This is a genomic window from Nocardiopsis sp. NPDC101807, from assembly GCF_044766605.1.
In the GTDB taxonomy this organism is placed as follows: Bacteria; Actinomycetota; Actinomycetes; order Streptosporangiales; family Streptosporangiaceae; genus Nocardiopsis; species Nocardiopsis tropica.
In genome coordinates this window covers 431,257-453,960 of the sequence record NZ_JBIWMK010000005.1, presented here as the reverse complement: position 1 = coordinate 453,960, position 22,704 = coordinate 431,257, and the positions used below count along the sequence as shown (strand labels likewise).

The 22,704-nt window shown below is 75.5% G+C and carries 24 protein-coding genes; 17 read left to right on the top strand and 7 right to left on the bottom strand.

Annotated elements, in window-relative coordinates:
* The first annotated feature begins 78 nt into the window (after nt 1-78).
* The 5 genes from ACIRPH_RS18240 to ACIRPH_RS18220 all read left to right on the top strand — a co-directional run bounded on the left by ACIRPH_RS18240 (nt 79) and on the right by ACIRPH_RS18220 (nt 5,200).
* Complete coding sequence (locus ACIRPH_RS18240; protein ID WP_402915765.1) at nt 79-669, top strand: TetR/AcrR family transcriptional regulator; 591 nt, start codon at nt 79-81, stop codon at nt 667-669.
* Nucleotides 670-1,468: 799 nt separating this feature from the next.
* Nucleotides 1,469-2,611 (top strand): sensor histidine kinase, encoded by a 1,143-nt coding sequence (locus ACIRPH_RS18235; RefSeq protein WP_402915763.1) that lies wholly within the window; start codon nt 1,469-1,471, stop codon nt 2,609-2,611.
* Complete coding sequence (locus ACIRPH_RS18230; protein ID WP_402915761.1) at nt 2,608-3,252, top strand: response regulator transcription factor; 645 nt, start codon at nt 2,608-2,610, stop codon at nt 3,250-3,252. The genes ACIRPH_RS18235 and ACIRPH_RS18230 overlap by 4 nt, the downstream gene beginning before the upstream one ends.
* 304 nt (nt 3,253-3,556) lie before the next feature.
* Nucleotides 3,557-4,348, top strand: a complete 792-nt coding sequence (locus ACIRPH_RS18225) for a BTAD domain-containing putative transcriptional regulator (RefSeq protein ID WP_402915759.1) — start codon at nt 3,557-3,559, stop codon at nt 4,346-4,348.
* 195 nt (nt 4,349-4,543) lie between these two features.
* A complete protein-coding gene (locus tag ACIRPH_RS18220) occupies nt 4,544-5,200 on the top strand; it encodes a MerR family transcriptional regulator (RefSeq protein ID WP_402915757.1) in 657 nt (218 codons plus the stop codon).
* Here the strand turns inward: ACIRPH_RS18220 and ACIRPH_RS18215 are convergent.
* The 7 genes from ACIRPH_RS18215 to ACIRPH_RS18185 all read right to left on the bottom strand — a co-directional run bounded on the left by ACIRPH_RS18215 (nt 5,189) and on the right by ACIRPH_RS18185 (nt 11,661).
* Nucleotides 5,189-6,379, bottom strand: coding sequence for a lactonase family protein (locus ACIRPH_RS18215; protein ID WP_402915755.1), 1,191 nt, complete (start codon nt 6,377-6,379; stop codon nt 5,189-5,191). The two genes, ACIRPH_RS18220 and ACIRPH_RS18215, sit on opposite strands and share 12 nt — an antisense overlap.
* A 171-nt stretch (nt 6,380-6,550) precedes the next feature.
* Nucleotides 6,551-7,612 carry a hypothetical protein gene (locus ACIRPH_RS18210; protein WP_402915753.1) on the bottom strand — a complete coding sequence of 354 codons (1,062 nt, stop codon included), beginning with the start codon at nt 7,610-7,612 and terminating at the stop codon, nt 6,551-6,553.
* A 59-nt stretch (nt 7,613-7,671) separates the two neighbouring features.
* Complete coding sequence (locus ACIRPH_RS18205; protein ID WP_402915751.1) at nt 7,672-8,658, bottom strand: ACP S-malonyltransferase; 987 nt, start codon at nt 8,656-8,658, stop codon at nt 7,672-7,674.
* Between the two features lie 84 nt (nt 8,659-8,742).
* Entirely contained in the window at nt 8,743-9,201 is a 459-nt protein-coding gene (locus ACIRPH_RS18200; protein ID WP_267947875.1) for an ester cyclase, read from the bottom strand.
* 122 nt (nt 9,202-9,323) lie between these two features.
* Nucleotides 9,324-10,025, bottom strand: coding sequence for a 3-oxoacyl-ACP reductase FabG (gene fabG / locus ACIRPH_RS18195; RefSeq protein ID WP_402915749.1), 702 nt, complete (start codon nt 10,023-10,025; stop codon nt 9,324-9,326).
* Complete coding sequence (locus tag ACIRPH_RS18190; protein WP_402915747.1) at nt 10,022-10,684, bottom strand: HAD family hydrolase; 663 nt, start codon at nt 10,682-10,684, stop codon at nt 10,022-10,024. Before ACIRPH_RS18190 ends, fabG (ACIRPH_RS18195) begins: the two co-directional genes overlap by 4 nt.
* Nucleotides 10,681-11,661: an AfsA-related hotdog domain-containing protein gene (locus tag ACIRPH_RS18185; protein ID WP_402915745.1), complete on the bottom strand. Its 981-nt coding sequence runs from the start codon at nt 11,659-11,661 to the stop codon at nt 10,681-10,683. The genes ACIRPH_RS18190 and ACIRPH_RS18185 overlap by 4 nt, the downstream gene beginning before the upstream one ends.
* Nucleotides 11,662-11,893: 232 nt before the next feature.
* Here ACIRPH_RS18185 and ACIRPH_RS18180 point away from each other — a divergent pair, with 232 nt between their 5' ends.
* The 12 genes from ACIRPH_RS18180 to ACIRPH_RS18125 all read left to right on the top strand — a co-directional run bounded on the left by ACIRPH_RS18180 (nt 11,894) and on the right by ACIRPH_RS18125 (nt 22,698).
* Complete coding sequence (locus ACIRPH_RS18180) at nt 11,894-12,169, top strand: acyl carrier protein (RefSeq protein ID WP_267947871.1); 276 nt, start codon at nt 11,894-11,896, stop codon at nt 12,167-12,169.
* Nucleotides 12,162-13,379: a beta-ketoacyl-[acyl-carrier-protein] synthase family protein gene (locus ACIRPH_RS18175; protein ID WP_402915743.1), complete on the top strand. Its 1,218-nt coding sequence runs from the start codon at nt 12,162-12,164 to the stop codon at nt 13,377-13,379. The genes ACIRPH_RS18180 and ACIRPH_RS18175 overlap by 8 nt, the downstream gene beginning before the upstream one ends.
* Entirely contained in the window at nt 13,376-14,521 is a 1,146-nt protein-coding gene (locus ACIRPH_RS18170) for a beta-ketoacyl synthase N-terminal-like domain-containing protein (protein WP_402915741.1), read from the top strand. Before ACIRPH_RS18175 ends, ACIRPH_RS18170 begins: the two co-directional genes overlap by 4 nt.
* Nucleotides 14,522-14,624: 103 nt before the next feature.
* Nucleotides 14,625-15,029, top strand: a complete 405-nt coding sequence (locus tag ACIRPH_RS18165; protein WP_402915739.1) for a MaoC family dehydratase N-terminal domain-containing protein — start codon at nt 14,625-14,627, stop codon at nt 15,027-15,029.
* Nucleotides 15,026-15,463 carry a MaoC/PaaZ C-terminal domain-containing protein gene (locus tag ACIRPH_RS18160; RefSeq protein WP_402915737.1) on the top strand — a complete coding sequence of 146 codons (438 nt, stop codon included), beginning with the start codon at nt 15,026-15,028 and terminating at the stop codon, nt 15,461-15,463. The genes ACIRPH_RS18165 and ACIRPH_RS18160 overlap by 4 nt, the downstream gene beginning before the upstream one ends.
* Nucleotides 15,460-16,329, top strand: coding sequence for a thioesterase II family protein (locus tag ACIRPH_RS18155; RefSeq protein ID WP_402915735.1), 870 nt, complete (start codon nt 15,460-15,462; stop codon nt 16,327-16,329). Before ACIRPH_RS18160 ends, ACIRPH_RS18155 begins: the two co-directional genes overlap by 4 nt.
* 96 nt (nt 16,330-16,425) lie before the next feature.
* Nucleotides 16,426-17,166, top strand: coding sequence for a 3-oxoacyl-[acyl-carrier-protein] reductase (gene fabG / locus ACIRPH_RS18150; RefSeq protein WP_402915733.1), 741 nt, complete (start codon nt 16,426-16,428; stop codon nt 17,164-17,166).
* Nucleotides 17,167-17,278: 112 nt separating this feature from the next.
* Nucleotides 17,279-17,536, top strand: a complete 258-nt coding sequence (locus ACIRPH_RS18145; RefSeq protein ID WP_402915731.1) for an acyl carrier protein — start codon at nt 17,279-17,281, stop codon at nt 17,534-17,536.
* The gene (locus ACIRPH_RS18140; RefSeq protein ID WP_402915729.1) at nt 17,536-18,741 is read left to right on the top strand and encodes a beta-ketoacyl-[acyl-carrier-protein] synthase family protein; all 1,206 of its coding nucleotides are present in this window, start codon (nt 17,536-17,538) and stop codon (nt 18,739-18,741) included. The genes ACIRPH_RS18145 and ACIRPH_RS18140 overlap by 1 nt, the downstream gene beginning before the upstream one ends.
* Complete coding sequence (locus tag ACIRPH_RS18135) at nt 18,738-19,898, top strand: beta-ketoacyl synthase N-terminal-like domain-containing protein (protein ID WP_402915727.1); 1,161 nt, start codon at nt 18,738-18,740, stop codon at nt 19,896-19,898. The genes ACIRPH_RS18140 and ACIRPH_RS18135 overlap by 4 nt, the downstream gene beginning before the upstream one ends.
* Nucleotides 19,895-20,611, top strand: coding sequence for a 2-hydroxychromene-2-carboxylate isomerase (locus ACIRPH_RS18130; protein ID WP_402915725.1), 717 nt, complete (start codon nt 19,895-19,897; stop codon nt 20,609-20,611). The genes ACIRPH_RS18135 and ACIRPH_RS18130 overlap by 4 nt, the downstream gene beginning before the upstream one ends.
* 437 nt (nt 20,612-21,048) lie before the next feature.
* A complete protein-coding gene (locus tag ACIRPH_RS18125; protein ID WP_402915723.1) occupies nt 21,049-22,698 on the top strand; it encodes a sensor histidine kinase in 1,650 nt (549 codons plus the stop codon).
* Nucleotides 22,699-22,704 lie beyond the last annotated feature (6 nt).

Below are 22,704 nucleotides of genomic sequence, written 5' to 3'. Positions count from 1 at the left end.
CCACGGTAGGCGAGCCCCCAACAAGTTGTCAATGACAACAATGGGGGGGCGTCGGCACCTCCGTTTATGCTGGGTGGCATGGCCGACCGCCCCTACCACCACGGAGATCTGCGCGCCGCACTGATCGCCAACGCCGAGCGCGCGCTCGCCGAACGCGGGCCGTCCGCGCTGTCCCTGCGCGAGCTCGCCCGTGAGGCGGGGGTGAGCCACGCCGCGCCCGGCCGCCACTTCAAGGACAAGCAGGCCCTCCTCGACGCGCTGGCGCTCACCGGGTTCGACCGCCTCACCGGACGCCTCGAACACGCCCTGGCCTCCGTCGGGGAGGACGGCGCCCGGGCCCGGGTGCTGGCCCTGGCCCGGACCTACGTGGGGTTCGCGATCGACAACGCGGCGCTGCTCGACCTGATGTACGCGCGCAAGCACGAGCCCCGCTCCTCCGCGCAGCTGTCCGCCGCCGTGGAACGCCTGCTCGACACGGTGGTGCGGCCCATCGTCGACGGCCAGTCCGCCGGCGAGATCGCCGGGGGCGACCCCTGGCCCGTCGCCATGACCGTCTCCGCCGCCCTGCACGGTTTCGCCACGCTCAAGGCCGCTGCCCCGTCCGAGAAGGTCGAGGAGAGCCTGGCCGAGGTGGTCCGGGTCCTCTTCGAGGGCCTCGCCCCGCGCTGAGGCCCGGCCGGGGCAGCCCCCGACCGCCACCGCCGCAGACCCTCCCGCGGACTGCTCCTGCCGCTGCTGCGCGCGGAGCTGGGCGAGGCGGCCGACGGCCTGGACGAACGGCGCCTGCGCGAGGGGGCGGGCTTCAGCGGGGACTCCATGGCGCACGAGTGGGAGCACTTCGTCCGCGACTGCCCGTGGGTGGAGGGCGGCCCCGCCGACTGGGTGGCCCGGTTCGAGGCGGCCCTCGCGTCCGCCTTCGGCCGCGGCTGAGGGGCTGCGGCCGGGGGACGGCCCGGAGCCCGCCCGGGCCGGCCCCTCCTCCCCCGAACGCCCCACCGCAACACGGATATAAGTGACTTAAGCCACAAGTCCGACATTGTGCCCTGACCTGCGATTCTTCCGACTTCTGCCATTGACCGGAACCGGCCCGCGAGAACCTTTTCCGCCCGCTCCGCCATCACATACGCTACTGAAACACAAACCCGAACCAGGCGGGCGCGGACCCCGAACGGATCCAACAGGACATTCGCGCCCGGAACCCTCCCAGAAACGACCTTCACGGGAGAAATCGGGTGGGACTCCGTACCGGCGCCCGGGGAAGCGCTGCCCACGCCGGGGTCCGACGGGAATCGCCTGACCGGGGGGTGGCGCGAACGCACAGGAACGTGAGGACCTCCGCCGGGCCGTGCCCGGACAGCTTCCCACCGGTCGTCCTCGGGGCCCGGATCCGTGGCCCCGAACCGCATTCACGTCCCCTTACACGACAGGTCCTCTCGTGACGCGCTCAATGAATGGACACGACCATCCGATGCATGGTAAGGATTCGGCCTTCCCCGAGTGGGAGAACGGCGTTCTGCCGCCCTTCCCGGAGAACTCCCACGCCGATTCCTTTCTGAGAAGGACCCCCGAACTGGTGGGACGCCTCTCCACCCGCCTCTTCGCGGAGCACAACCCGCTGAGGACCGATCCGGAATCCTGGCCGTACGCCTCCGCGTGGGCCGCCTCCGTCATCCGCGACAGCGCCTGGAGCCTCCACCACGGCCGCCCCTCCCAGCGCGTCAACCGGATGACGGAGACCTACTGGGCCGAACTGGAGGGGGAGTCCTGGGCCATCCACCCGCGCCACACCGGCCAGGCGGCCCGCTTCCTCTTCGAGGAGATCACCGCCGCGCTGCCGCCCGACGCCCCGTCGGCCGGGGTGCGGGCCGCGCTCGTCACCGCCCAGAACGAGACCACCCTGCGCATGGAGGCCGCCCAGATCCGTGCCAACGCCCGCTTCCTGAGCCAGGAGCAGGCCGCCAACCAGGAGTTCCGGCGCTTCCTCGCCCGCGAGCTGCACGACCGCCTCGGCAGTTCCGTCAGCCTGGCCAACCGCCAGCTGGAACTGTACGAGCTGCTCTCCGCCCACAAGCCCGACGCGAAGGCCCACGGGCGCCTGCGCGCCCTCAAGGGCGCGCTCCTCGAACTCAACCAGCAGCTCCGCGTGCTCATCTCCGACCAGCGCCGCAGCGAGCGCGCCGGGTCGCTCGAGACCGCCCTGCGCTCCTACGCCGACTCCCTCGACCTGACGGTCCCCGAGGTCCGGATGGACTTCTCCGGCGAGGAGTCGTGGGTGCCCCCGCACTTCCTCGACGAGCTGTTCCTCGTGCTACGCGAGTGCCTGCGCAACTCCGTGCGGCACGCGGAGGCCGCCCAGGTGCACATCGCCGTGCGCCTCGACCGCACCGAGGTCCGGGCGATCGCCTCGGACGACGGCTCCGGGTTCGACGTGGAGGCGCAGCTGGCCCGCGGCTCCGAGGACGGCGCATCGACCGGCCTGACCTCCCTCTCCGAGCGCATCACCGCCCTGGGCGGGCGGGTCCGGTTCCTCAGCTCCCCGGAGGACGGGACCCGCACGATGATCCTCGTCCCCATCACCACCCCCTCGATCGGAGCGGAGTCCGCACAATGATCCGGATCGCCGTGGTCGACGACCACCACCTGCTGCGCGAGGCCCTCTGCGACCTGTTACGGGCCCAGCCCGGACTGGAGGTGGTCGCCAGCGTGGGCTCGGCCCGCTCCCTGGTCCCGACCGTGGTCGCCGCACGCGCCGACGTCGTCCTCCTCGACCTGGAGATGCCGGAGCACGACCCCCGGCACACCGTGCGGGAGCTGCTGCACCACGCGCCCGACACGCACGTGGTCATCCTGAGCATGCACGACGACTCGGCGCTCGTGAGCGACCTGCTCTCCCTCGGCGTGCGCGGGTACCTGCACAAGACGGTGGACATGGTGACCCTGGTCGCGGCCATCCGGGGGCTGCGCGACCCCGACCGCACGACGGTCGTCGTCTCCTCCCCGAACTGGCACCGGCAGCCGGCGACCGACTCGACGCTCACCCCGCGCGAGGTGGAGGTCCTGAGGCTGGTGTCCGAGGCCATGAGCAACCGGGAGATCGCCCGGAGCCTGGACATCACCGAGGGGACCGTCAAGCGGCACATGCGCAACATCTTCGAGAAGCTCGACGCGGTCTCGCGGATCGACGCCGTGAACAAGGCCGTGGAGACCGGGGCCCTGCCCTCGCACCGCAAGAAGGCCGAGCCGCGCTTCTGACCCCGGGCGGCGCCCCTCCGCCGCCCCTCCCCTCCCCCTCGACGCCCGGCCCCGCGCCCCGGCCCGCCGCCGCGCCCCCTTCCCGTACCTCCTTCGAGGTAGAGGGCTGGCACCTTGCGGACAATCCGCTTGTGGACGCCCGCCGGCGGTCCTAGATTTCCCCTGTGAGCGCAGGTCAGACCACGGTTTCCCGGTGCCGGGCCGGGGCGGGGCGAGCGCGGGCCGCCCCCGGGCGGTCCCGGCCCCGGGCCCCCGGGGGCCCGCCCCGGGCGCGGCCGGGGCCCGAACGAGAAGGAGAGACGCGATGACCCGCTTCAAGATCCTCGGTCCCCTGGAGCTGGAGTCCCGCGGGGGCGAGGCGCTCCGCCGGGGCCCCAAGGTCGCCCGGCTCCTCGGGCTCCTCCTCGTCCGCGCCAACCAGACGGTGGGAGTGGACACCCTGATGGACGAGCTGTGGGACGGCGAGCCGCCGACCACGGCCCTCAAGACGGTCCGCACGCACGTCTACCACCTGCGCGGCGCCCTGGAGCGCTCCTGCGGCGCCGACACGGCCCGCCGCGTCCTGCTGACCCGGGGGTCGGGGTACCGCATGGACCTGGCGCCGGAGGAGCTGGACCTGTTCGCCTTCCAGCAGCTGGTCGGCCAGGCACAGGTCCTGTGGGCCGAGCACCGCCACGACGAGGTGGTGGACCGGGCCGAGCAGGCGCTCTCCCTGTGGCGGGGCCCGGTCCTGTCCGACGTCCGCCCCGGCCGCGTCCTGGCCGGGCACGTGGCGCGCCTGACCGAGACCTACACACGGGTCAGGGAGCTGCGCGTGGACTCCGCCCTCCGGCTGGGGCTCCACCGCGAGGTCCTGCCCGAGCTCCGGGACCTCGTGAGCGTCTACCCCCTGCACGAGGGGTTCCACGCCCGGCTCATCGACGCGCTGAACCGGTCCGGACGCCGCGGCGAGGCGCTGAGCGCCTTCCGGGCGGCGCGGGACACCCTGCACGACCAGTTGGGGCTGGAGCCCTCCGAGGAGCTGTGCCGCCTCCAGCACGCCATCCTCACCGGCGCGGCCGGGACCCGGAACGTCCACGGCGGCCCCGTCGGCTGAGGACGCGATGCCTCTTTCGTGGTATGTCCGGACGTTCTCCGGGCTGGTTGAGTGGACCGAGGGAGTGACGCGGCGACACCGCCCTCCCCCGCGTCATCACTGACCGCGTTCGATCAATCACACAAGGGCCCGGCGTGCGGTCCGGTCCCCCGGGGTTCCGGGCCGGCGCCCCTCGGAGCGGAAAGCGAGCCACCTGTGCGCATCTCGGAGCTGAGCGACCGGGCCTCGGTGCCCGTGGCCACGGTCGAGTACTACCAGCGGGAGCGCCTGATCTCCCATCCCTCCGAGAGACACGGGTACAGCCCCGAGGATCTGCGCCGCCTGCGCCTGGTCCGCGTGCTGGTGGAGGTGGGCGGGCTGGACCCGGACCAGGTGCGCGGCCTGCTGGGCGCCATGGCGGGCGGGACCAGGACGCCGCACGAGACCTTCGGCATGGTCCTGCGGACCCTGGAGGGCGCCTCCTCCGCCCCGCACACCGACGTCGAACCCGCGGACGACGAGGCGCTGGCCCTGGCCAGGAGGGTCGCCGACCGGCACGGGTGGACGGTCGACCAGGACACGGCGTCCTGGCGCACGCTGGTCAAGCTGCTCAGGACCCTCCACTGGCTGGACGACGCCGACACCGCGGTGGTGGTGGAGGCCTACGCGGCCGCCGCCGACCGGATGACCGGCGCCGAGATAGGGGTCCTGGGCCTGTACGCGGACGAGGACGCGCTGGTCGAGCGGCTGGTGCTGTGGACCGTGTTCGGAGACCCCCTGCTCGCGGCGCTGCGGCGGATCGCCCGCCAGCACACGTCCGGGAGGGTGTTCGACCGGGAGTTCTCCCCGGCCGACCGCGGGTCAGCGGTCTGACAGCACGACGCACGAGGGGCTGGCCACCGGGACCGGCGCCCCCACGGGGGTGAGCCGCCCGGCGGCCGAGACGCGGTGCACGGTGACGGACTGCCCGGCCTGGTTGGCCGCGTACACGTAGCGGCCGGAGGGGTCCAGGGCGAGGCCCCGGGGCCAGCGCGTCCCCGGGCCCTTGGTGGTGACCGGCTGGGACTCCACCAGGTCCAGGGAGGCGCCGCCGTCGCGGACCGCGTAGGAGACCACGGTGTCCAGACCCCGGTCGGCGGTGACGACGAACCGGCCGCCGGCGTCGACGACCACGCCGGAGGGCGCGTTGCGCGGGTCGGCGCCCGGGGCGGCCACCGACACGGAACCGCCGGGGGTCAGCACGGCGCCGACGGGGTCGTAGGCGAAGGCGGTCAGGGTGGACCCGAGCTCGTTGGAGACGTACAGGTGGCGGCCGGAGGGGTGGAGCGCGGCGTGCCGGGGCCCGGCCCCCTCCGCGACGAGGGTGCGGCTCCGCTCGGTGAGCCTCCCGGTGCCGGGGTCGAGGGAGTAGACGTACACGTGGTCGTTGCCCTTGTCGGGGACGATCACGTCGTGGGTCCCGGGCACGAAGAGGCACATGTGCGGGTGCGGGGCGGCCTGCTCCACCGGGTCGGGGCCGGAGCCCTCGTGCTCGACCAGGTCCAGCAGCGCCCCGATCGAGCCGTCCTCCGCCAGGGCGTGGACGGCGACGCCCGCCGAGTCGTAGTTGGCGGTCATGAGGAACCGGCCGTCGGGGTGGGCGGCCAGGTGGACGGGGGCGGCGCCCCCGGTGGGCGCGGCGTTGAGGGGCTCCAACCCGCCGTCGCCCCCGATCCGGAAGGCGTGCACGTGGCCGTCGCCGGTCTGGCTGACCGCGTAGAGGATGTCGCCCCGGGGCCCCGCCGCCAGGTAGGAGGGGTTGTCGATGCCCTCGTGGTACCCGTCGATCCGCAGGGAGCCGTCCGCGCCGACGCTGCCGATCCCGATGCCGGGGAGCCCCGGCAGCCCGTACTCGCCGGCGGTGAACCCGCCGATGTAGGCGCGGCGGGCCGCGGGAGGGGGCGGGGCTGCCGTCGCCGGGCGGGCGGCGAACCAGGCCAGCCCGCCGATCCCGGCCGCCGCGGCGGTTCCGAGGAAGGCGCGTCGGCTGGGGGCGGGGCTTCTTCCGGTCATCGTCTGTCCTCGGGGGTGTGAAGGTGCGGGCGGCCGGTGCGGGCCGGGCCGCCGGGAGGGCGTGGGGCGGGCCGGGCGCTGGAGGGCGTGGCGCCAGGCCGGCGGCCGGTGGGGTGCGGGCCGCGGGAGGCCGTGGGGCGGGCCGGGCGACGGGAGCGAGCCGGACCGGGGTCAGACGTCGGAGCCGACGACCAGGCCGGAGAGCAGGACGACGGCGAGCCCGGTCCCGCCGACCGCGAGCAGGAGGTGGGACCACAGGGGCCACCCCCGGGTGGGCGGGAGCGCGCGCAGGGCCGCCGCGACGGCGACGGCCGCCGCCCACCCGGGGACCGCGAGGCGCAGCCCGACCTCGCCGTTGAGCAGGAGTTCGTCGACGGGCGAGGCGCAGGCGAGCGGGGAGCAGTCCCCGGGGGCGTCCGTGCCGAGCAGGTACGCCCCCGCCCCCATGACCGCCGTCGGGAGGAGGAGCAGGGCCGCGGTGAGCACGGCGTACGGGGAGCGCCGCCGGGTCCGCTCCCCGCCGGGGGCCCCGCCGGCCGGCGCCGCCCCGGGGCGCGGTCCCCCCTCCCCCGCGGGGGTTCTCCGGACCCCGGGGGCCAGGCGTTCGGCGGCCAGGACGGCGACCGCCGCGGGCGCCCCGAACAGCAGGCCGAACAGGCCCCCCTGTCCGGTCTGGGCGAGCAGGTGCCACACCGTCGCGGCGGCCCCTCCCGCGGACCCGCCGGCCAACAGGCCCGCGGCGGCGCCCGCCAGCCCCGCGGCCGCGAACGCGGTCACCGGGACCGACCAGGCGCCCGGGAGGGTGTCCGTGCGGGCTCCGCCGCGCAGCAGGGGGTGCAGCGCGGCGACGAGCACGGCGGTCAGCGCCGCCAGGTCCGGCCACGGGGTGGTGACGGCGCCGGGCAGGGGGAAGCCCCCGCCGGTCACCGCCCCGGCGAGGGGGCCGACCAGGGTGTCCCAGTCGGCGAACAGCGCCGCGGTGAGGGCGACGGCCACGGCGCCCGCCGCGGCGCTCCACGGGAGGCCGCCTCCGCGGCCGGGGCCTCCGGTCGCCGGACCGGCGCCCCGCTCCGGGCGGCGCCGCCCCGTGGCCGCGGGACCGCTCCCCTCGCCGTCGGCCGGGGCAGCCTGTACGCCGCTCCCCCGCGCGCGGCCGTCCCCGGCGGAGACGGCCGCGAGGGCCGCCGCCCACCGCCCGTGGCGGGACGTGGTCCTGTCGGCTCCTGCGAACACTGGTGCTCCTTCGTGGTGCCTCCGGGGCCTGCGCGGTGCGGGCCCGGAGCGGGGACGGGTCAGGCCGCCCCGTGGGCGGCGGGGACCGGCGCGCCGTCCTCCCGCGCCGCGCCGACGGCCGCCGCCAGGGCGGGCACGTGGTCGGGCCCGGAGACGGACAGGCGGTCGGTGCGGGGGCTGATGCGCCGGGTGAACCCGGTGAGGACGCGCCCCGGCCCGATCTCGACCAGGAGGTCGGCGCCGAGGTCCCCGGTGAGGGTCCGTACCGCGTCGAGCCAGCGCACCGGACGGGTGAGCTGGTCGAGCATGAGGCCGGGCCACAGGTCCGGGCGGGTGTGGGGGCGGGCGTCCACGTTGGCGACCACGGGTACGGCGGCCGTGCGCAGCTCGGCCCGGGCGAGGGCCGCGCGCAGTCGGTCGCGGGCGGGTTCCATCAGCGGGCTGTGGAAGGCGCCGCCCACGGGGATGTCCACGACCCGGGCGGCCCCCTCGGCGAGGACGGCCTCCGCGCAGAGCGCCACGCCCTCCGGGGCTCCCGACAGGACGCTCTGGCCGGGCGAGTTGAGGTTGGCGACCCACACGCGGGCGCCGTCGCGGCGGAGGCCGGCGGCGATCCGCTGTACGGCGCGGACGTCCAGGCCGAGGACCACGCCCATGGTGCCGGGGGTGAGTGCGGTGGCCCGCCTCATGGCCTCGCCCCGCGCGGCGACCAGGCGCACCCCGTCGTCGTAGGCGAGCGCTCCCGAGGCGACCAGTGCCGTGTACTCGCCGAGGCTGTGCCCGGCGACGGCGACCGGCGCGGCCCCCGGCAGGGCGTCGCGCACCTCGCCGTGCGCGACGCAGGCCAGGACGAACGTGGCGAGCTGGGCGTTGTCGGTGCGGCGGAGCGTGTCGGCGTCCGCCCGGAGCAGCAGGCCGGCGACGTCCCGGCCGCTGACCCGCGACGCGCGCTCCACGAGACCCCAGGAGGGGGTGTGCGCCCAGGGGGCGCCCATGCCGGGCTCCTGTGACCCCTGGCCGGGGAAGACGTAGGCGATCCTGGGCACGGCGTGCCCTCCTTCGTGGTCGGCGCGGCCCCTGTGCGGGGCGCGGGCGCGGGGACCCGGGCGGGCCCGGGCCCCCGCCGGCGGTCAGGAGGAGACGGGCTCCTCGTCGGGGGTGAAGGGGCGCAGGTCGAGCTGGACGGCGCCGATCTGGAGCATGAGGAACAGGTCCTGGCGGCAGCCCCAGTGCTCGACGACCTTGCCGTCCCGGACCCGGTAGATGTGCATGTGCTCGAAGGCGACGTCGGCGCCGGTGGCCTCGATGCCCAGGAACTCGCGGACGTGGCGGCCGGTGAAGCGCAGGTGGATGACGGCCCTGTCGCCGTCGGCGAAGCTGTCGATCCGGTCCCACCGGGCGTCGGCGAAGACGCTGTTCATCCACTTCGCGGTGCCGAGGTAGCCGTCGGGGCCGCCGGGGGTGCCGGGAGGGGCCTCGTGGTCGACGAACTCCGGGGCCACGTACTTGTGGGCGACCTCGGCGTCGAGCCCGTTGAAGATGTCGCCCATCTTGTGGGCGATGTCGAGGGTGGTCTCGGTCTGGGACATGGGTGTCTTCCTTCGCTGTGTCGGTCCGGCGGCGCTGAGGCCGCCGGGCTGCCGTTCTCGTTCCGTGGTCGGGGTCCGCGGCCGTCCCGGGGGCGGGAGCGGTCCGCGGCGGGCGTGCGCGGTCAGCCGACCTCGGCGCCGCCGTTGACGGGGATGTTCGCCGCGGTGACGTAGCCCGCCTCGTCGGAGGCGAGGAAGCGCACGGCGGCGGCGACCTCCTCGGGGGTCCCGGCGCGGCCCACCGCCGTGCGGCCGATCAGGGCCTCGCGGCGCGGGCCCGCGAGGTCGGAGGTCATGTCGGTGTCGACCAGCCCCGGCGAGACGACGTTCGCGGTGATCCCGCGCTTGCCGACCTCGCGGGCGACGGAGTGGGCGAGGCCGATGAGCCCGGCCTTGGACGCGGCGTAGTTGGCCTGGCCGGGGGCTCCGACGAGGCCGGTGAGGGAGGAGACGTACACGAGGCGGCCCCACCGGGCGCGCACCATGTCGGTGAGGACCGCGCGGGTGACGCGCAGCGCGCCCACCAGGTTGGTGTCGAGGACCTCCGTGAACTCGGCGTCGCTCATGCCGAGGAGGAGGCCGTCGCGGGTGATCCCCGCGTTGGAGACGAGGACCTCCACGGGCCCGTGGTCCCGGCGGACCCGTTCGACCGCCTCCTCGACGGAGCCGGGGTCGCGGACGTCGCAGCGCACGCCGTCGAGCCCGTCGGGCGGCGGCCCGTCCCGGTGGGTGACGACGACCTGGTCCCCCTGTGCGGCGAACGCGCGCGCGACGGCCAGCCCGATGCCGCGGTTGCCCCCGGTGACGAGGACGCGGCGGCTCATCGGACGGCGTCCTCGGGCGTGCCGACCAGGCGTGCCAGCTCGGCGGCGGCCTCGGCGGTGTCCCCGAAGCGGATGGCCCGCCAGCCCGCCGCGAGGGCGCCCTCGCAGTTGCGCTCGTTGTCGTCCACGAGCAGGCACTGCTCCGGGGGGACGCCCGCGCGCCGTGCGGCCAGGTCGAACACCGCGGCCTGGGGCTTGCGCGCGCCGACCTCGAAGGACATCACCACGTCGTCGAAGAGGGCGCCGGCGTCCACCATGCGGCGCCAGTGGGCGTCCCAGGTGGGGACCATGTTGGAGAGCATGCCGACGAACACGCCCCGGGAGCGCAGGGCCTCCAGTTCGGCGACCCAGGCGTGGTTGGTCTCACGGTCCTCGAACCAGTCGTCGGCCAGGGTCGTGATGCGGCGGTCGATGCCGTACCGCTCCCGCAGGAGGACGCCGATGCGGTCCAGCCACTCGGCCTCGGTGACGATCGGGGTGTCGATCGGCTCCATGTAGTCGTCGGTGCCGAAGCCCTCGGTGACCTCGCCGATGACCGTGAGCAGGGCGTGGGCGTCGATGCCCGTGCGCGCGCAGAACTTCTGCATGGTCTCGGCGATGGGCGGGGTGAGGACGCCGCCGAAGTCGGTCCACACCGCGGTGACGCGGGAAGTGCTCATCGTGGGGTCTCCTCCGTCCCGAGGCGGGACGTGTCGGTGACGGTCAGGGTGGTGTCGGCGATCCGGGCGCCGTCCTGCTCGAAGCGGACGCGGCGCTCCCCGGTCGCGGCCCCGTCCGCCGGGGTGGAGGCGAACACGGGGGAGGTCAGCTCCGCGAAGCCGGTGAAGCCGGCACGGACGCCCGTGACGCGCCGTGACCCCGGGGTCCCGGCGCCGCCGGGGACGGGCACGGCCAGGGCCAGCTGGCGGGCCGCCTCGGTGAGGACGGCCGCCGGCAGGTGGTCGTAGGGGTGGTCGAAGAGGGACGGGTTGTCCCAGCGGGGCCGGACCTCGGCGGTGAGTGCGCCGTCGCGGGCCTCGGGGGCGCCCAGGACCACGTTCAGGGGGTTGGTGCGGCCGACGGTCCGCGGCTCGACCCCGGCCGGCGCGGCGGTCTGCCCGCTCGTCAGCGGCGCGGGCCCGCCCAGCTGGGCGTGGCGGACGGCCTCGTACTCTCCCGGCGTCAGGAACAGCACGTCCATGGTGTGGGCGCCGGCCCGGACCCCGTCCACGCGGAACACCTGCTCCACGCGCCCGGCCCGGACCCGGTCCCTCCTGCGGCGGACGACGGTGAACCGGTTGTCGATCACCAGCTCGCCGGGGCGGTCGCCGCACAGCAGCGCGGCGGGGTCCGTGTCGATGGCGAACCGGTCCACGATCATCTGCGTCCCGGCCCGCGCCCCCATGTGGGCGTGGGTCCCGGCGATGGCCGCCTGCCGGCCCGCCTCCAGCAGGAGGAGCACGTCGAAGACGGCCGGGCTCCGCTCGTGGTCGCTGAAGTAGCCGTGGTTCAGGGGGAGCTGGGCGGCGGCCACGACGTCGGTCTCCGACACCGGGCGCAGGTCGGTGACGAAGACCTCCGAGACCGCGCTCCGGTGCACCAGCGTGCGGTCGAGGGTCGCCCTGAAGCCGAGGTCGGCCGGAATGTCGATGTCCATTTCCGCGACGGAAGCCATTGCACCACCTCTCGCAAATTCATTGACCTTTGAAGACAGCCTCGCACCGCCGAATAAAACACCGATCAATTTTCGATCAAAGTTGCCCGCATGTCACTTTCGATGAATACGGGAGGTACAAAGGCGCAGTCTTATTGCGCGGCCCGCCGAGCGGTGGCCAAGCTGGGGGAAGACCGGCCCGAACAGCGGGCCCTCCGATCCGAGGGGAACCACGATGACCGAGAGGACGACCGTCGAAGAATCCGGCGCGATGATCGGGAAACTCCGCGAGATCGTCAGCCAGGAACTGGAACTGGAGGACGGAGAACTCACCCCCACCGGGCACTTCGTGGAGGACTACGAGGGCGACTCCCTCTCCCTGATCACCGTCGTGGCGCGCATCGAGAAGGAGGTGGGCGTGGTCATTCCCAAGACCGATCTGCCGCAGCTCCTCAACTTCGAGCTGCTCGCCGCCGCCGTCCGGGAGTACGGCGAGGTGGCCCGTGCCTGAGACCAGACGCGTCGTCATCACCGGCCTCGGGGCGGTGAGCAGCGTCGGCATCGGCGCCGACGCGTTCGCGGCGGCCATCCGCGAGGGCCGCAACGGCACGGCCGAGATCACCTCGTTCGACGCCTCGGGGTTCCCCTTCCGGATGGCGGGCGAGGTCCGCGGCTTCGCGCCCCGCGAGATCCTCCGCCGGATCGACCCCGACCGGTGGGGCCGCAGCGGACAGCTGGCCGCGGCCGCCTCCCGGCTCGCTCTGGAGGACTCGGGCCTGGCCCCGGAGGAGGTGTCGCACGGCCGTTCCGGCGTGATCATGGGGACGACCAGCGGCGAGGCCACCGTGTCCTCCGTGCTCGGGGAGCAGTGGGTGTCGGGGCGGATGAAGGAGTTCTCGTCCCGCGTGGTCGCGCAGGCCCCGGCCAGCCAGATCTCCGCGGCGGTCGGCGCCGAGCTGGGCCTGGGCGGGGACACCCTGACCGTCCCGACCGCGTGCTCCGCCAGCAACTACGCCCTGGGCCACGCGTTCGACCTGGTGCGCACCGGCGAGGCCGACCTGATGTTCGCGGGCGGTGCCGACGCGGTGAACCGCTTCACGCACGCCGGGTTCCACGCCCTGGGCGCCCTCGCCCCCGACGTGTGCCGGCCCTTCGACGAGGACCGCGCGGGCATCATCACCGGCGAGGGCGGGGTCTCCCTGCTCCTGGAGCCGCTGGACTCCGCGGTGGCGCGGGGGGCCCGCGTCTACGCGGAGATCCTGGGCTACGGGGTCAACTGCGACGCCGAGCACATGGTCCACCCGGACCCGGGGAGCATCGCCGCGTGCATCCGGGACGCGCACGCCTCCGCGGGGATCACCCCCGACCAGGTCGACTACGTGTGCGCGCACGGCACCGGCACCCCCACCAACGACGCCACCGAGGTACAGGCGGTGCGCGAGGTGTTCGGCGGACGCGTGCCGCCCATCAGCTCCATCAAGTCGATGATCGGCCACACCATGGGCGCGGCCAGCGGGTTCGGCGCGGTCGTGTGCTGCAAGGCCCTGCACGACGGGTTCCTGCCGCCCACCGCGAACGTCGGCACGGTCGACCCGGCCCTGGGGCCGGGCCTGGACGTGGTCCCGGGGCGCGGGCGCGACGCCGCCCCCCGGATCGTCCAGAACCACGGTTTCGCCTTCGGCGGCAACAACGTCATCACCATCCTCGGGAGGCCCGCATGACCGTCCTGGCGACCGGACCGGGCACAGCGGACCGGCCCGCGCTCCCCGCCGCCGTCCCGCTCGCGATCACGTCCGCCGGCGTGGTGTCGGCGGCCGGGCTGGGCCTGGAGTCCCTGGGCGGCGTGCTCGACTCCGGCGGCATCGGCCACGCCGTCCCGGTGGGCGACGACGCCGACGACTACCCGCCGCTCGGGGTGCGCTCGGTGGAGGGGTTCCGCCTGCGCGACCACGTGGGCCGCAAGGGGACCCGCAACCTGGACCGGCTGACCGGGTTCGGGCTGGTCGCGGCCAAGCTGGCCCTGGCCGGGGCCCCCGCGGGGGCGGAGGCCGACCGCACCGGGGTCGTCGTCACCACCAGCACCGGCAGCACCCAGAGCCTCATGGACCTGGCGGGCGACACGCTCCTCCAGGAGCGCCCCTACCTGGTCAACCCGTCGCGCTTCCCGAACACGGTGCTCAACTGCTGCGCCGGCCAGATCGCCATCTGGAACGGGCTGCGCGGCGCCAACGTCACCCTCGCCGCGGGCCAGGCGTCCGGCATGAACGCGTTCCGGCACGCGCGGATGGTGCTGTCCCTCGGCAGGGCCGACCGCCTCGTGGTCGGCGGCGTGGAGGAGCTGAGCGCACCGCTCGCCTGGGGCTGGCACGCCTCGGGGACCCTGGCCGGGGGAACCCCGATCGGCGAGGGGGCCGCCGCGTTCGTGGTCACCACCTCCGAGGCGGCGCGCGCCGGAGGCGCGGAGATCGCCGCCGAGGTGCTGGGGGTGGAGGTGGGCTTCCACCCCGCCTCGCGCGGGGACCGGGCCGGGGCCGTCGCCGAGCACGTGCGCCGCGCCCTGGCCCGCAGCGGCGTCGCCCCCGGGGACCTCACGGAGGTCTCCCCCGGGTCCACCGGCCTGGTGGGCGTGGAGCGCGCCGAGCGCCGGGGGATCTCCCTGGCCCTGGGCGGCCTCCCGCCCGTCCGCGACGTGACGCGGGCCGTGGGCCAGTGCTACAGCGCGGCCGGCGCCATGCAGGTCGCGGGGCTGCTCGCGGCGTGGCGCGGCGACCCGTCCGACCGTCCGCGCCTGGCCCTGGTCACCGCCGTGGGCCACGACGGCAACCTCGGCGCGCTGGTCCTGCGCGAAGGGGGTGGCGCCTGATGCGCCGCGAGGAGCCCCGGCCCGGGGAGGCGGCCCCGACCGGCACGGCGGCCCCGCCCCGGGCCGCGGGAACCGGACACCACCACGCGGGAGGAGGCACGGCATGGGACTGAACGGCGCACTGGTCGGCCGGGTCTACCGGTCCCCGGACACCTACGAGGTGGGCCTGGAGAAGATCCGCGAGTTCCGCGCGGCCGTCGGGGAGCCCCGGGGCGACGACGCCCCGCCGACCTTCCCCATCGTCCTCGCCATGAAGGCGCAGGAGGCGGCGGTGCTCGACCCGGAGCTGGGCTTCGACTTCTCCCGGGTCATCCACCGCGACCAGTCCTTCCGGCACACCCGCCCCGTCCGCCCCGGAGACGTGCTCACCGTCGAGGTCCGGCTCACCCGGGTGGAGACCCTGGGCGCCAACGACCTGGTGGCGCTGCGCAGCGACATCCGCACGGCCGGGGGCGAGGACGTGTGCACCGCCACCACCACCCTGATCACCTGGGCGGACACCCCATGACCACCCCCACCGCACCCCTCCTTGACGCGTCGCACGCACCCGGCGCGCGGCTCCCCGAGCGGCGCTTCGCGCTCACCCGCGCCGACCTGGTCCGCTACGCGGGCGCCTCGGGCGACTTCAACCCCATCCACTACGACGAACGCGCGGCCGGGGCCCTGGGCCTTCCCGGGGTCATCGCCCACGGGATGCTCACCATGGGCCTCGCCGCGACCGCCGTCACCGGGTGGTTCGGCCCCTCGGCGCAGGTCGCCGAGTTCGAGACCCGGTTCGCGCGCCCGGTGGTCGTACCGCCCGGGGAGGGCGTGGAACTGGCGGTCTCCGGCCGCGTCGACGCCGTCCTGGACGGCTCCCGCGTCCGGGTCGTGCTCACCGCCCTGTGCGGCGGCGAGCGCGTCCTGGCGCGGGCCCGGGCCGTGGTGGTCACGGACCGATGAGCGCACAGGGCACCACGCACGCCTCCCCGCTGGTCCGCACCGGCCGGGCCGGGTCTCCGGAGTTCCGGCTGTTCCTGCTGCACCACGCCGGCGGAGCGCACACCGCCTTCCGGGGGTGGGGCCGCCGCTTCCCCGAGGGCTGGGACGTGTACGCGGTCGAGGCCCCCGGCCGGGGCAGGCTGCTCCACGAACCGTTCGCGGCCGGGATGGGACCGCTGGTCGACCGGCTGGCCGGGGCGGTGGCGCCGCTGACGGACGTCCCCTTCGGGGTGTTCGGGCACAGCATGGGCGCGGCCGTCGGGTACGAGCTGGTCCGGGAGCTGGCCGGTTCGGGCACGGCCGAAGCCGCCTGGCTGGGGATGTCCGGCTACCCGGCGCCCGGCCCGGGGGCCGACGACGACCCCCGCCGGCTGTCCTCCGACGAGCTGCGCGCCCGGGTCGGCGGCCTGAGCGGCATGCCCGCCGAGGTGCTGGCGGACGACGCCCTGTGGGCCCTGTTCGAGCCGCGCATGCGCGCGGACCTGTCCCTCGTGCGCGACTGGCGGGCGAAGGGCCCTCCCGGCCCGCAACCGGTCCCGGTGACCGTGTTCGCCGGGGAGTCGGACCCCGTGGCGGGGCCGGAGCTCGTGCGGGGCTGGGCCGGCCCGGCCCCGCGCTTCCAGGGGCTCCGGTGCTTCCCCGGCTCCCACTTCTACCTGAACCGCGCCCGCGACGCGGTCATCGGGGCGATCGCCGAGGAGGTCGCCCTGGCGACCGCCGCCCGCGGCGCGGATCCGGTCCCGTCCCGGACCGGCGCCGGGCCTCCGGCCGCCGGGGAGGCCGCGGTCCCGGCGGCCCCCGGGCCGGACCGCGCACGTCCCTCCTGAGACCACCCGGGGCCCCGCGCGCCCCTCGGCCGGGCGCACGGGACCACCGCCCCCTGGCACACCCCCCGCACCACCAGAGAACCGGAAGGACCCGACATGACGGACAGACCAGTGGCGATCGTGACCGGAGGATCCCGGGGCATCGGCCGCGCCGTCGCCCTGCGCCTCGCCGACGACGGCTACGACATCGCGTTCTGCTACCGCAGCGCCAGCGAGGCCGCCGCGAGCACGGCCGAGAAGATCCGCGCGGCCGGCGCCGCCTGCTACAGCGCCGCGTGCGACGTCGCCGACCTGGAGGCGGTCCAGGGCTTCGTCGCGGGCGCCAAGGCCGCCCTCGGCGACCCCGGGCTCCTCGTCAACTCGGCGGGCATCCTCCGCGACGCCCCCGTGGCGGTGATGGACGCCGCCGACTGGGGCGCGGTCATCGACACCAACCTCACCGGCACGTTCAACCTCTGCCGCAGCACCGTCTTCGACTTCATCAAGAACCGGCGCGGCTGCGTCGTCAACATCTCCTCCGTCATGGGGATCCACGGCAACGCCGGCCAGGGCAACTACTCCGCGGCCAAGGCCGGGATCAACGGCCTCAGCAAGGCCATGGCCAAGGAGGTCGCCCGCTACGGCATCCGCGTCAACGCCGTCGCGCCCGGCTTCATCGAGACCGACATGACCCGTGGCCTGAGCGAGAAGGTGCGCGACAGCGCCCTCGCCAAGGTCCCCCTGCGCCGCCTGGGCAGCGCCGAGGACGTCGCCGACCTGGTCGCGTTCCTGGCCTCCGACCGGGCCTCCTACATCACCGGCCAGATCGTCCAGGTGGACGGCGGCGTCGTCATCTGACCCGGCCGGGCGCGCGCCCCCGGGCCGCGCCGCCCGCACCGCCCCCCGGCCCGGAACCACCGCACCTGCTCGCGGCCACCGCGAACGGCGCCCACACCCAAGGAGAAACGCCATGTCCGCCACCGACACCGCCCTCATCGACGAACTGCGCGAGATCGTCGCCGACGTCCTGGAGGTCGAGCCCGAGGAGATCTCCGCGACCGGCCTGTTCTCCGAGGAGCACGAGGCCGACTCCCTCCAGGCCATCGAGGTCCTGGCCCGCATCGAGAAGACCCTGCGGATCGCCGTCCCCCAGACCGAGCTGCCCAACATGGGCAGCCTCGACGGCGTCCACAGCGTCGTCTCCCGGTACACGGAGGGGAACGCCTGATGCGCCGGGTCGTCGTGACGGGCCTGGGGCCCGTGTCCAACGTGGGGACGGGGGCCGCCGCGTTCGGCGCCGCCGTGCGCGCCGGACGGTCCGGCGTCTCCCCCATCACCTCCTTCGACGCCTCGGGGTTCCCGCACCGCAACGCGGGCGAGGTGCGCGACTTCGCGCCGCAGGAGATGGTGGAGCGGCTCGACACCGCCGAGTGGGGCCGCTCCAGCCTGTTCGCGGCGGCCGCCGCACGGCTCGCGGTCGCCGACGCCGGGCTCGACCCGGACGAGCTGTCGCGTGCCGCGGCCGGCTCGGTCATGGGCACCACCAGCGGGGAGTCGCAGATCATCGAGCGGCTCACCGAGGAGGAGGTCGCCGGGGGCTGGGAGAGCCTCAGCCCCCACCTGCCCCGGCAGGTCCCGGCGTCCCGGCTGGCCTACGCGGTCAACCGGGAGCTGGGCCTGACCGGCGAGGCCATGACCCTGGCCACGGCGTGCTCGGCGGGCAACTACGCCATCGGGTACGCCTACGACCTGGTCCGCACCGGCGAGGCCGACTACATGCTGGCGGGCGGAGCCGACTCGGTGCTCCGCTGGGCCCACGCCGGGTTCTTCCGGCTGGGCGCGGTCGCCGAGGACGTCAGCTCCCCCTTCGACCGCGACCGCTCCGGCATCATCACCGCCGAGGGCGGGGCGGCCCTCGTCCTGGAGAGCCTGGAGGGGGCGCTGGCGCGCGGCGCGCGGGTCTACGGGGAGGTGCTGGGCTACGGGCTCAACTGCGACGCCGACCACATGGTGTCCCCCGACCCGGTCGGCATCGCCGAGTGCATGCGCCGGGCCCACGCCAACGCCGGGATCAAGCCGGGGGACGTGGACTACATCTGCGCGCACGGCACGGGCACCCCCGCCAACGACCTCGCGGAGGCCACGGCGGTCCTGGACGTGTTCGGCGACGCCCCGCCGCCGATCAGCTCCGTCAAGTCGATGCTGGGGCACACCATGGGCGCGTCGAGCGCGTTCGGCGCCATCGCGTCGCTGATCGGCATGCGGGAGGGGTTCCTGCCGCCGACCACCAACTTCTCCCACCACGACCCGGCCCTCGGCGGGATCGACCCGGTGCCCAACGTGGCGCGCCCGGCCGACGTGCGCATCGTGCAGAACAACGGGTTCGCCTTCGGCGGCAACAACGCCATCACCGTCTTCGGGAGGGTCTCATGAGCAGCACACGGGGCGGGGTCCCGGTCCTGGCCGTCACCGGCTGGTCGGCGGTGTCGCCGATCGGCACCGGGGCGGCCGGGTTCACCGAGGCGGTGCGCACGGGACGGACCGGCGGCGCCGACGTCAGCGGGATGTTCGACGCCCCGCTGCCCTCCGACCGGGCGCACGCCATCCCGGGCTTCCGGGCCGCGGACCACCTGGGCCGCAAGGGCACCCGCCACCTGGACCGCAGCACCGCACTGGCGCTGGTGGCGACCAAGCTGGCGCTGGAGTCCACCGACGCCGCCGTGGACGGCGACGCCAGCGGGCGTGTGGGGCTCGTGCTGGGCACGACGGCGGGCAGCGTCCGCACCACCAGCGAGTTCAGCCGGGACACCCTCGTCGAGGAGCGGCCCTACCTGGTCAACCCGGTGATGTTCCCCGGCGCGACGATCAACTGCCCCGCGGGGAGCAGCGCCATCCGGCACAAGCTGCGCGGGGTGAACGCGACCGTCGCCGGAGGCCAGATGGCCGGGCTCAACGTGCTGCGCTACGGCGCGCGCCTCATCGGCGGCGGGCACGCGGACGTGCTCCTCGCCGGCGCCGTCGAGGAGTTCAGCCCGCACATGGCGTGGGGGCACCGGGCCCTGACCGAGGGGTACGACGTGCCGCTGGGCGAGGGCTCCGCCGTGTTCGTCGTCGAGGACGCCGAGCGGGTCCGCTCCGGGGGGCGGTCCCCGGAGGCGGAGGTGCTGGCGTCGGCGTTCGGCACCGGCGGGCCCGGCGACACCGCCCGCACCCTGGAGGCGAGCGTCGTCCGGGCGCTGCGCCTGGCGGGCGTGGGCGCCGACGAGGTGTGGGGGGTGGCCACGGGCGAGCACGGCGTCGAGGGCCTGGACGGGGCCGAGGACGCGGGCGTGCGGGCGGCCCTGGGCGACGGTCCGGTCCGGATCCGCGTCAAGCGGCTGGTCGGCGAGTGCAACAGCGCCTCCGGCCCGTTCCAGCTGGCGGCGCTGCTGGCCCACCACCGGTCCGACCCCGGCCTGGACGGGCGGGTGTCCGTGCTGACCTCGGTCTCGGCCGACGGCGCCGCGGGGGCGGCTGTCGTCCGCGGACACCGCCTGCCCGACCGCGCCGCTCCCGCGAAGACGCACGACGAGGAGGGTGACGAACTGTGAGGAAGCCGCCGAGACTGTACTTCGCGTTCCGCAGTCCGTTCTCGTGGATGGCGCTGCGCCGCCTGGAGGAGCTGTACCCCGAGGCGGTGGACACCGTCGAGTACCGGCCGTTCTGGGAGCCCGACGCCGACCTGCTGGCCCGGCTGCGCGCCGGCGGCGGCGAGTTCCTGTACACGCCCATGAGCAAGGCCAAGCACCTGTACATCCTGTACGACACCAAGCGGTTGGCGGCCTCGTTCGGCTACACGATGTCGTGGCCGGTCGACGTGGACCCGTGGTGGGAGGTCCCGCACCTGGCGTGGCTGTACGCGCGCCGCGAGGGGAAGGAGCGCGAGTTCTACCGCGCGGTCACCGAGGCCAGGTGGGAGCGCGGCGAGAACGTGTGCGACCCGGCCCTGGTCAAGGACCTGGCCGCGTCGGTCGGGCTGGACGGCGAGACGGCCGCGTCGGCCGCCCACGACCCGGACCTGCGCGAGGAGGGCCTGAAGGCGCTCCACGACCTGTACCAGGACGACGTGTTCGGGGTCCCCTACTTCCGGGTGGGGCGGCACCGCTTCTGGGGGCTGGACCGGCTGGACGCGGTCACCGACGCGCTCGGGCTGGAGCGGGACGCGCGGGCCGCCGACCGTCCGTCCCTGGCCCGGGTGCCCGTCCCCGACCTCTCCCCGGCCCCGACCGACCTCGACACGGACACGGCCGGGGGCTGCGGATAGGCGTCGGCCGGAACCGTCGCGGGGCGGGTCGGGGGCCGCGCCCCGCCCGCCGGGCACCGCCGTCGGGCCGACCGGGACGGGGGCCGGTGGGGCCGGTGGGGCCTGCTCCGGACGGGCCCGTGCCCATGGCCGCCCCCGGTGTCCCGGGGGACGCGGGGGTGACGGGAACTCCTCGAGAACCCCCCGGAGGACGGCCCCCCGGGGGTCGACGGGGACCGGGGCCGGTGCGGCCTGCCCCGGACTGCCCTGTGCCCATGGCCGCCCCCGGCGTCCCGGGGGCACGCGGGGGTGACAGCGCCCGGGGGTCGACGGGGGCGCCCGACGGGCCCGGCGTCCGCGCCCGGTGCCGCGGACGCCCTTCCCGGTCCGCCGCCCTCCCGGCCGACCGGGAAGGGCCGCGGCGGGCCCGGACCCCGCCGTCCGGCTAGCCTGTGCCCATGCGGGAAGGCACGCGCGAGACCGCGCTCCGGTGGGGCCGCCCGGCCGCCGGGGCGGCCCTGTGGACCCTGCTCGGGGCGCTCACCGTCGTCGAGCTGTTCGACTCCCGCGACCGGCCCCCGGTGTTCGAGGCGTTCGCCCTGGTCCTCGCCCTGGCCGTCTCCGCCGTCCTGTCCCGTTCGCGCCCGCTGACCGCCCTGGGCCTCATGCTCTGCGCGGCGGTCCTGCAGATGACGGCGTCCGGGGTGCTCCTGGTGGAGACCTTCGTCCTCACGCCGTGGCTGGCGCTGCTGCCGCTGGCGTTCCTGGCCGGGCTGCGCTCCGAGCGGGTGCGCCCGGTGACCGCGATGGTGGTGGCGGCGTGCGTGTTCACCCTGGCCGTGTTCGCCGCCGCGGGGCTCCTGTCCGGCTACGACACGCGTACCTTCCTGTCCCGCTCCGTGGACTGGCTGGGCGGGGCGCTGACCGTCGCCCTGACCACGGTCACCCCCTGGCTCCTCGGCCGCTACCTGCTGCTGCGCGGACGCCTGGCGCGGGACGGCTGGGCCATCGCCGAGCGGATGGAGCGCGCCCGCGCCGCGGACGCCGACCGCGCCCGCCTCCGGGAGCGGGCCCGGATCGCGGCGCGCATGCACGACTCCCTGGGGCATGACCTGGCGCTGATCGCGGTGCGCGCCGCGGCCCTGGAGATGTCCGCGCCCGACGGCTCGGACCGGCAGAACGCCGCCGCCGGACTGCGCACCGCCGCCCACGAGGCCAACCTGCGCCTGCGCGAGGTCATCGGCGTGCTGCGCGAGGGCGACGGCGACGCGCCCGTCGAACCGGTGGCCGCCCTGGTGCGGCGCGCCGCCGACGCGGGCATGCCGGTCCGGCTCCTACGGGAGGGGACCGACCCCGACCCGGACTCACCGGGCGGCGCCGCCGTGCACCGGGTCGTCCAGGAGGCGCTCACCAACGCGGCCAAGTACGCGCCGGGGTCCGAGGTCACCGTGCGGGTCGTCCGGGAGGGCGGGCTGACCCGGGTGTCCGTCCTCGACACCGGGTCTCCGGGCACGATGCCGGCCCTCCCCGCCCGCCGGGGCCCGGAGGGGTCCGGCCTGGCCGGGTTGCGCTCCCTCGTGGAGGGGCTGGGCGGGGACATCGACGCCGGGCCCGCCGACGGCTCCCCCGGCCGGGGGTTCTCCGTGCGGGCGACCGTCCCCGACGCCCCCTCCGGCGGGAACGGCGCCGTGTCCGCGCCGGGGGACCCGGCCGGGGCGGACGCGCCGTCGCAGACGCGGCGCGCCCACGCCGAGGCCCGGTCACGCGCCCGCCGACGGCTGGTCGCCGCCGTGGCCGTCCCCGCCGCCCTCGGGGCCGGGGCCGCCCTGGCGGGGTTCGCGCTGCTGTGGTGGGTCGGGACGAACAGCGTCCTGCCGCCGGAGGGGTACGAACGGATCTCCGTCGGCGACGACCGGGCCCTGGTCGAACGGGAGCTGCCCCGCTTCGCGTACCCCCGCCAGTCGGTCGACGGCCGGCCGCCCGACCCGCCGGGCTCCGTGTGCTCCTACTACCTGGTCCGCCACGAGAACGGGCTGCCGCCGGTCTACCGGCTGTGCTTCGCGGACGGCGTCCTCGTCGCCAAGGACGAGATCCGGCGCTTCGAGTGAGGGGGG

What these genes read in the sequence shown, in the direction of transcription:
- ACIRPH_RS18200 (WP_267947875.1), bottom strand. Translation starts at nt 9,201, where the DNA reads ATGTCCCAGACCGAGACCACCCTCGACATCGCCCACAAGATGGGCGAC.
- ACIRPH_RS18165 (WP_402915739.1), top strand. Translation starts at nt 14,625, where the DNA reads ATGGGACTGAACGGCGCACTGGTCGGCCGGGTCTACCGGTCCCCGGAC.
- ACIRPH_RS18215 (WP_402915755.1), bottom strand. Translation starts at nt 6,379, where the DNA reads ATGACCGGAAGAAGCCCCGCCCCCAGCCGACGCGCCTTCCTCGGAACC.
- ACIRPH_RS18125 (WP_402915723.1), top strand. Translation starts at nt 21,049, where the DNA reads ATGCGGGAAGGCACGCGCGAGACCGCGCTCCGGTGGGGCCGCCCGGCC.
- ACIRPH_RS18155 (WP_402915735.1), top strand. Translation starts at nt 15,460, where the DNA reads ATGAGCGCACAGGGCACCACGCACGCCTCCCCGCTGGTCCGCACCGGC.
- ACIRPH_RS18230 (WP_402915761.1), top strand. Translation starts at nt 2,608, where the DNA reads ATGATCCGGATCGCCGTGGTCGACGACCACCACCTGCTGCGCGAGGCC.
- ACIRPH_RS18170 (WP_402915741.1), top strand. Translation starts at nt 13,376, where the DNA reads ATGACCGTCCTGGCGACCGGACCGGGCACAGCGGACCGGCCCGCGCTC.
- ACIRPH_RS18225 (WP_402915759.1), top strand. Translation starts at nt 3,557, where the DNA reads ATGACCCGCTTCAAGATCCTCGGTCCCCTGGAGCTGGAGTCCCGCGGG.
- fabG (WP_402915733.1), top strand. Translation starts at nt 16,426, where the DNA reads ATGACGGACAGACCAGTGGCGATCGTGACCGGAGGATCCCGGGGCATC.
- ACIRPH_RS18160 (WP_402915737.1), top strand. Translation starts at nt 15,026, where the DNA reads ATGACCACCCCCACCGCACCCCTCCTTGACGCGTCGCACGCACCCGGC.
- ACIRPH_RS18180 (WP_267947871.1), top strand. Translation starts at nt 11,894, where the DNA reads ATGACCGAGAGGACGACCGTCGAAGAATCCGGCGCGATGATCGGGAAA.
- ACIRPH_RS18185 (WP_402915745.1), bottom strand. Translation starts at nt 11,661, where the DNA reads ATGGACATCGACATTCCGGCCGACCTCGGCTTCAGGGCGACCCTCGAC.
- ACIRPH_RS18140 (WP_402915729.1), top strand. Translation starts at nt 17,536, where the DNA reads ATGCGCCGGGTCGTCGTGACGGGCCTGGGGCCCGTGTCCAACGTGGGG.
- fabG (WP_402915749.1), bottom strand. Translation starts at nt 10,025, where the DNA reads ATGAGCCGCCGCGTCCTCGTCACCGGGGGCAACCGCGGCATCGGGCTG.
- ACIRPH_RS18240 (WP_402915765.1), top strand. Translation starts at nt 79, where the DNA reads ATGGCCGACCGCCCCTACCACCACGGAGATCTGCGCGCCGCACTGATC.
- ACIRPH_RS18145 (WP_402915731.1), top strand. Translation starts at nt 17,279, where the DNA reads ATGTCCGCCACCGACACCGCCCTCATCGACGAACTGCGCGAGATCGTC.
- ACIRPH_RS18135 (WP_402915727.1), top strand. Translation starts at nt 18,738, where the DNA reads ATGAGCAGCACACGGGGCGGGGTCCCGGTCCTGGCCGTCACCGGCTGG.
- ACIRPH_RS18190 (WP_402915747.1), bottom strand. Translation starts at nt 10,684, where the DNA reads ATGAGCACTTCCCGCGTCACCGCGGTGTGGACCGACTTCGGCGGCGTC.
- ACIRPH_RS18235 (WP_402915763.1), top strand. Translation starts at nt 1,469, where the DNA reads ATGCATGGTAAGGATTCGGCCTTCCCCGAGTGGGAGAACGGCGTTCTG.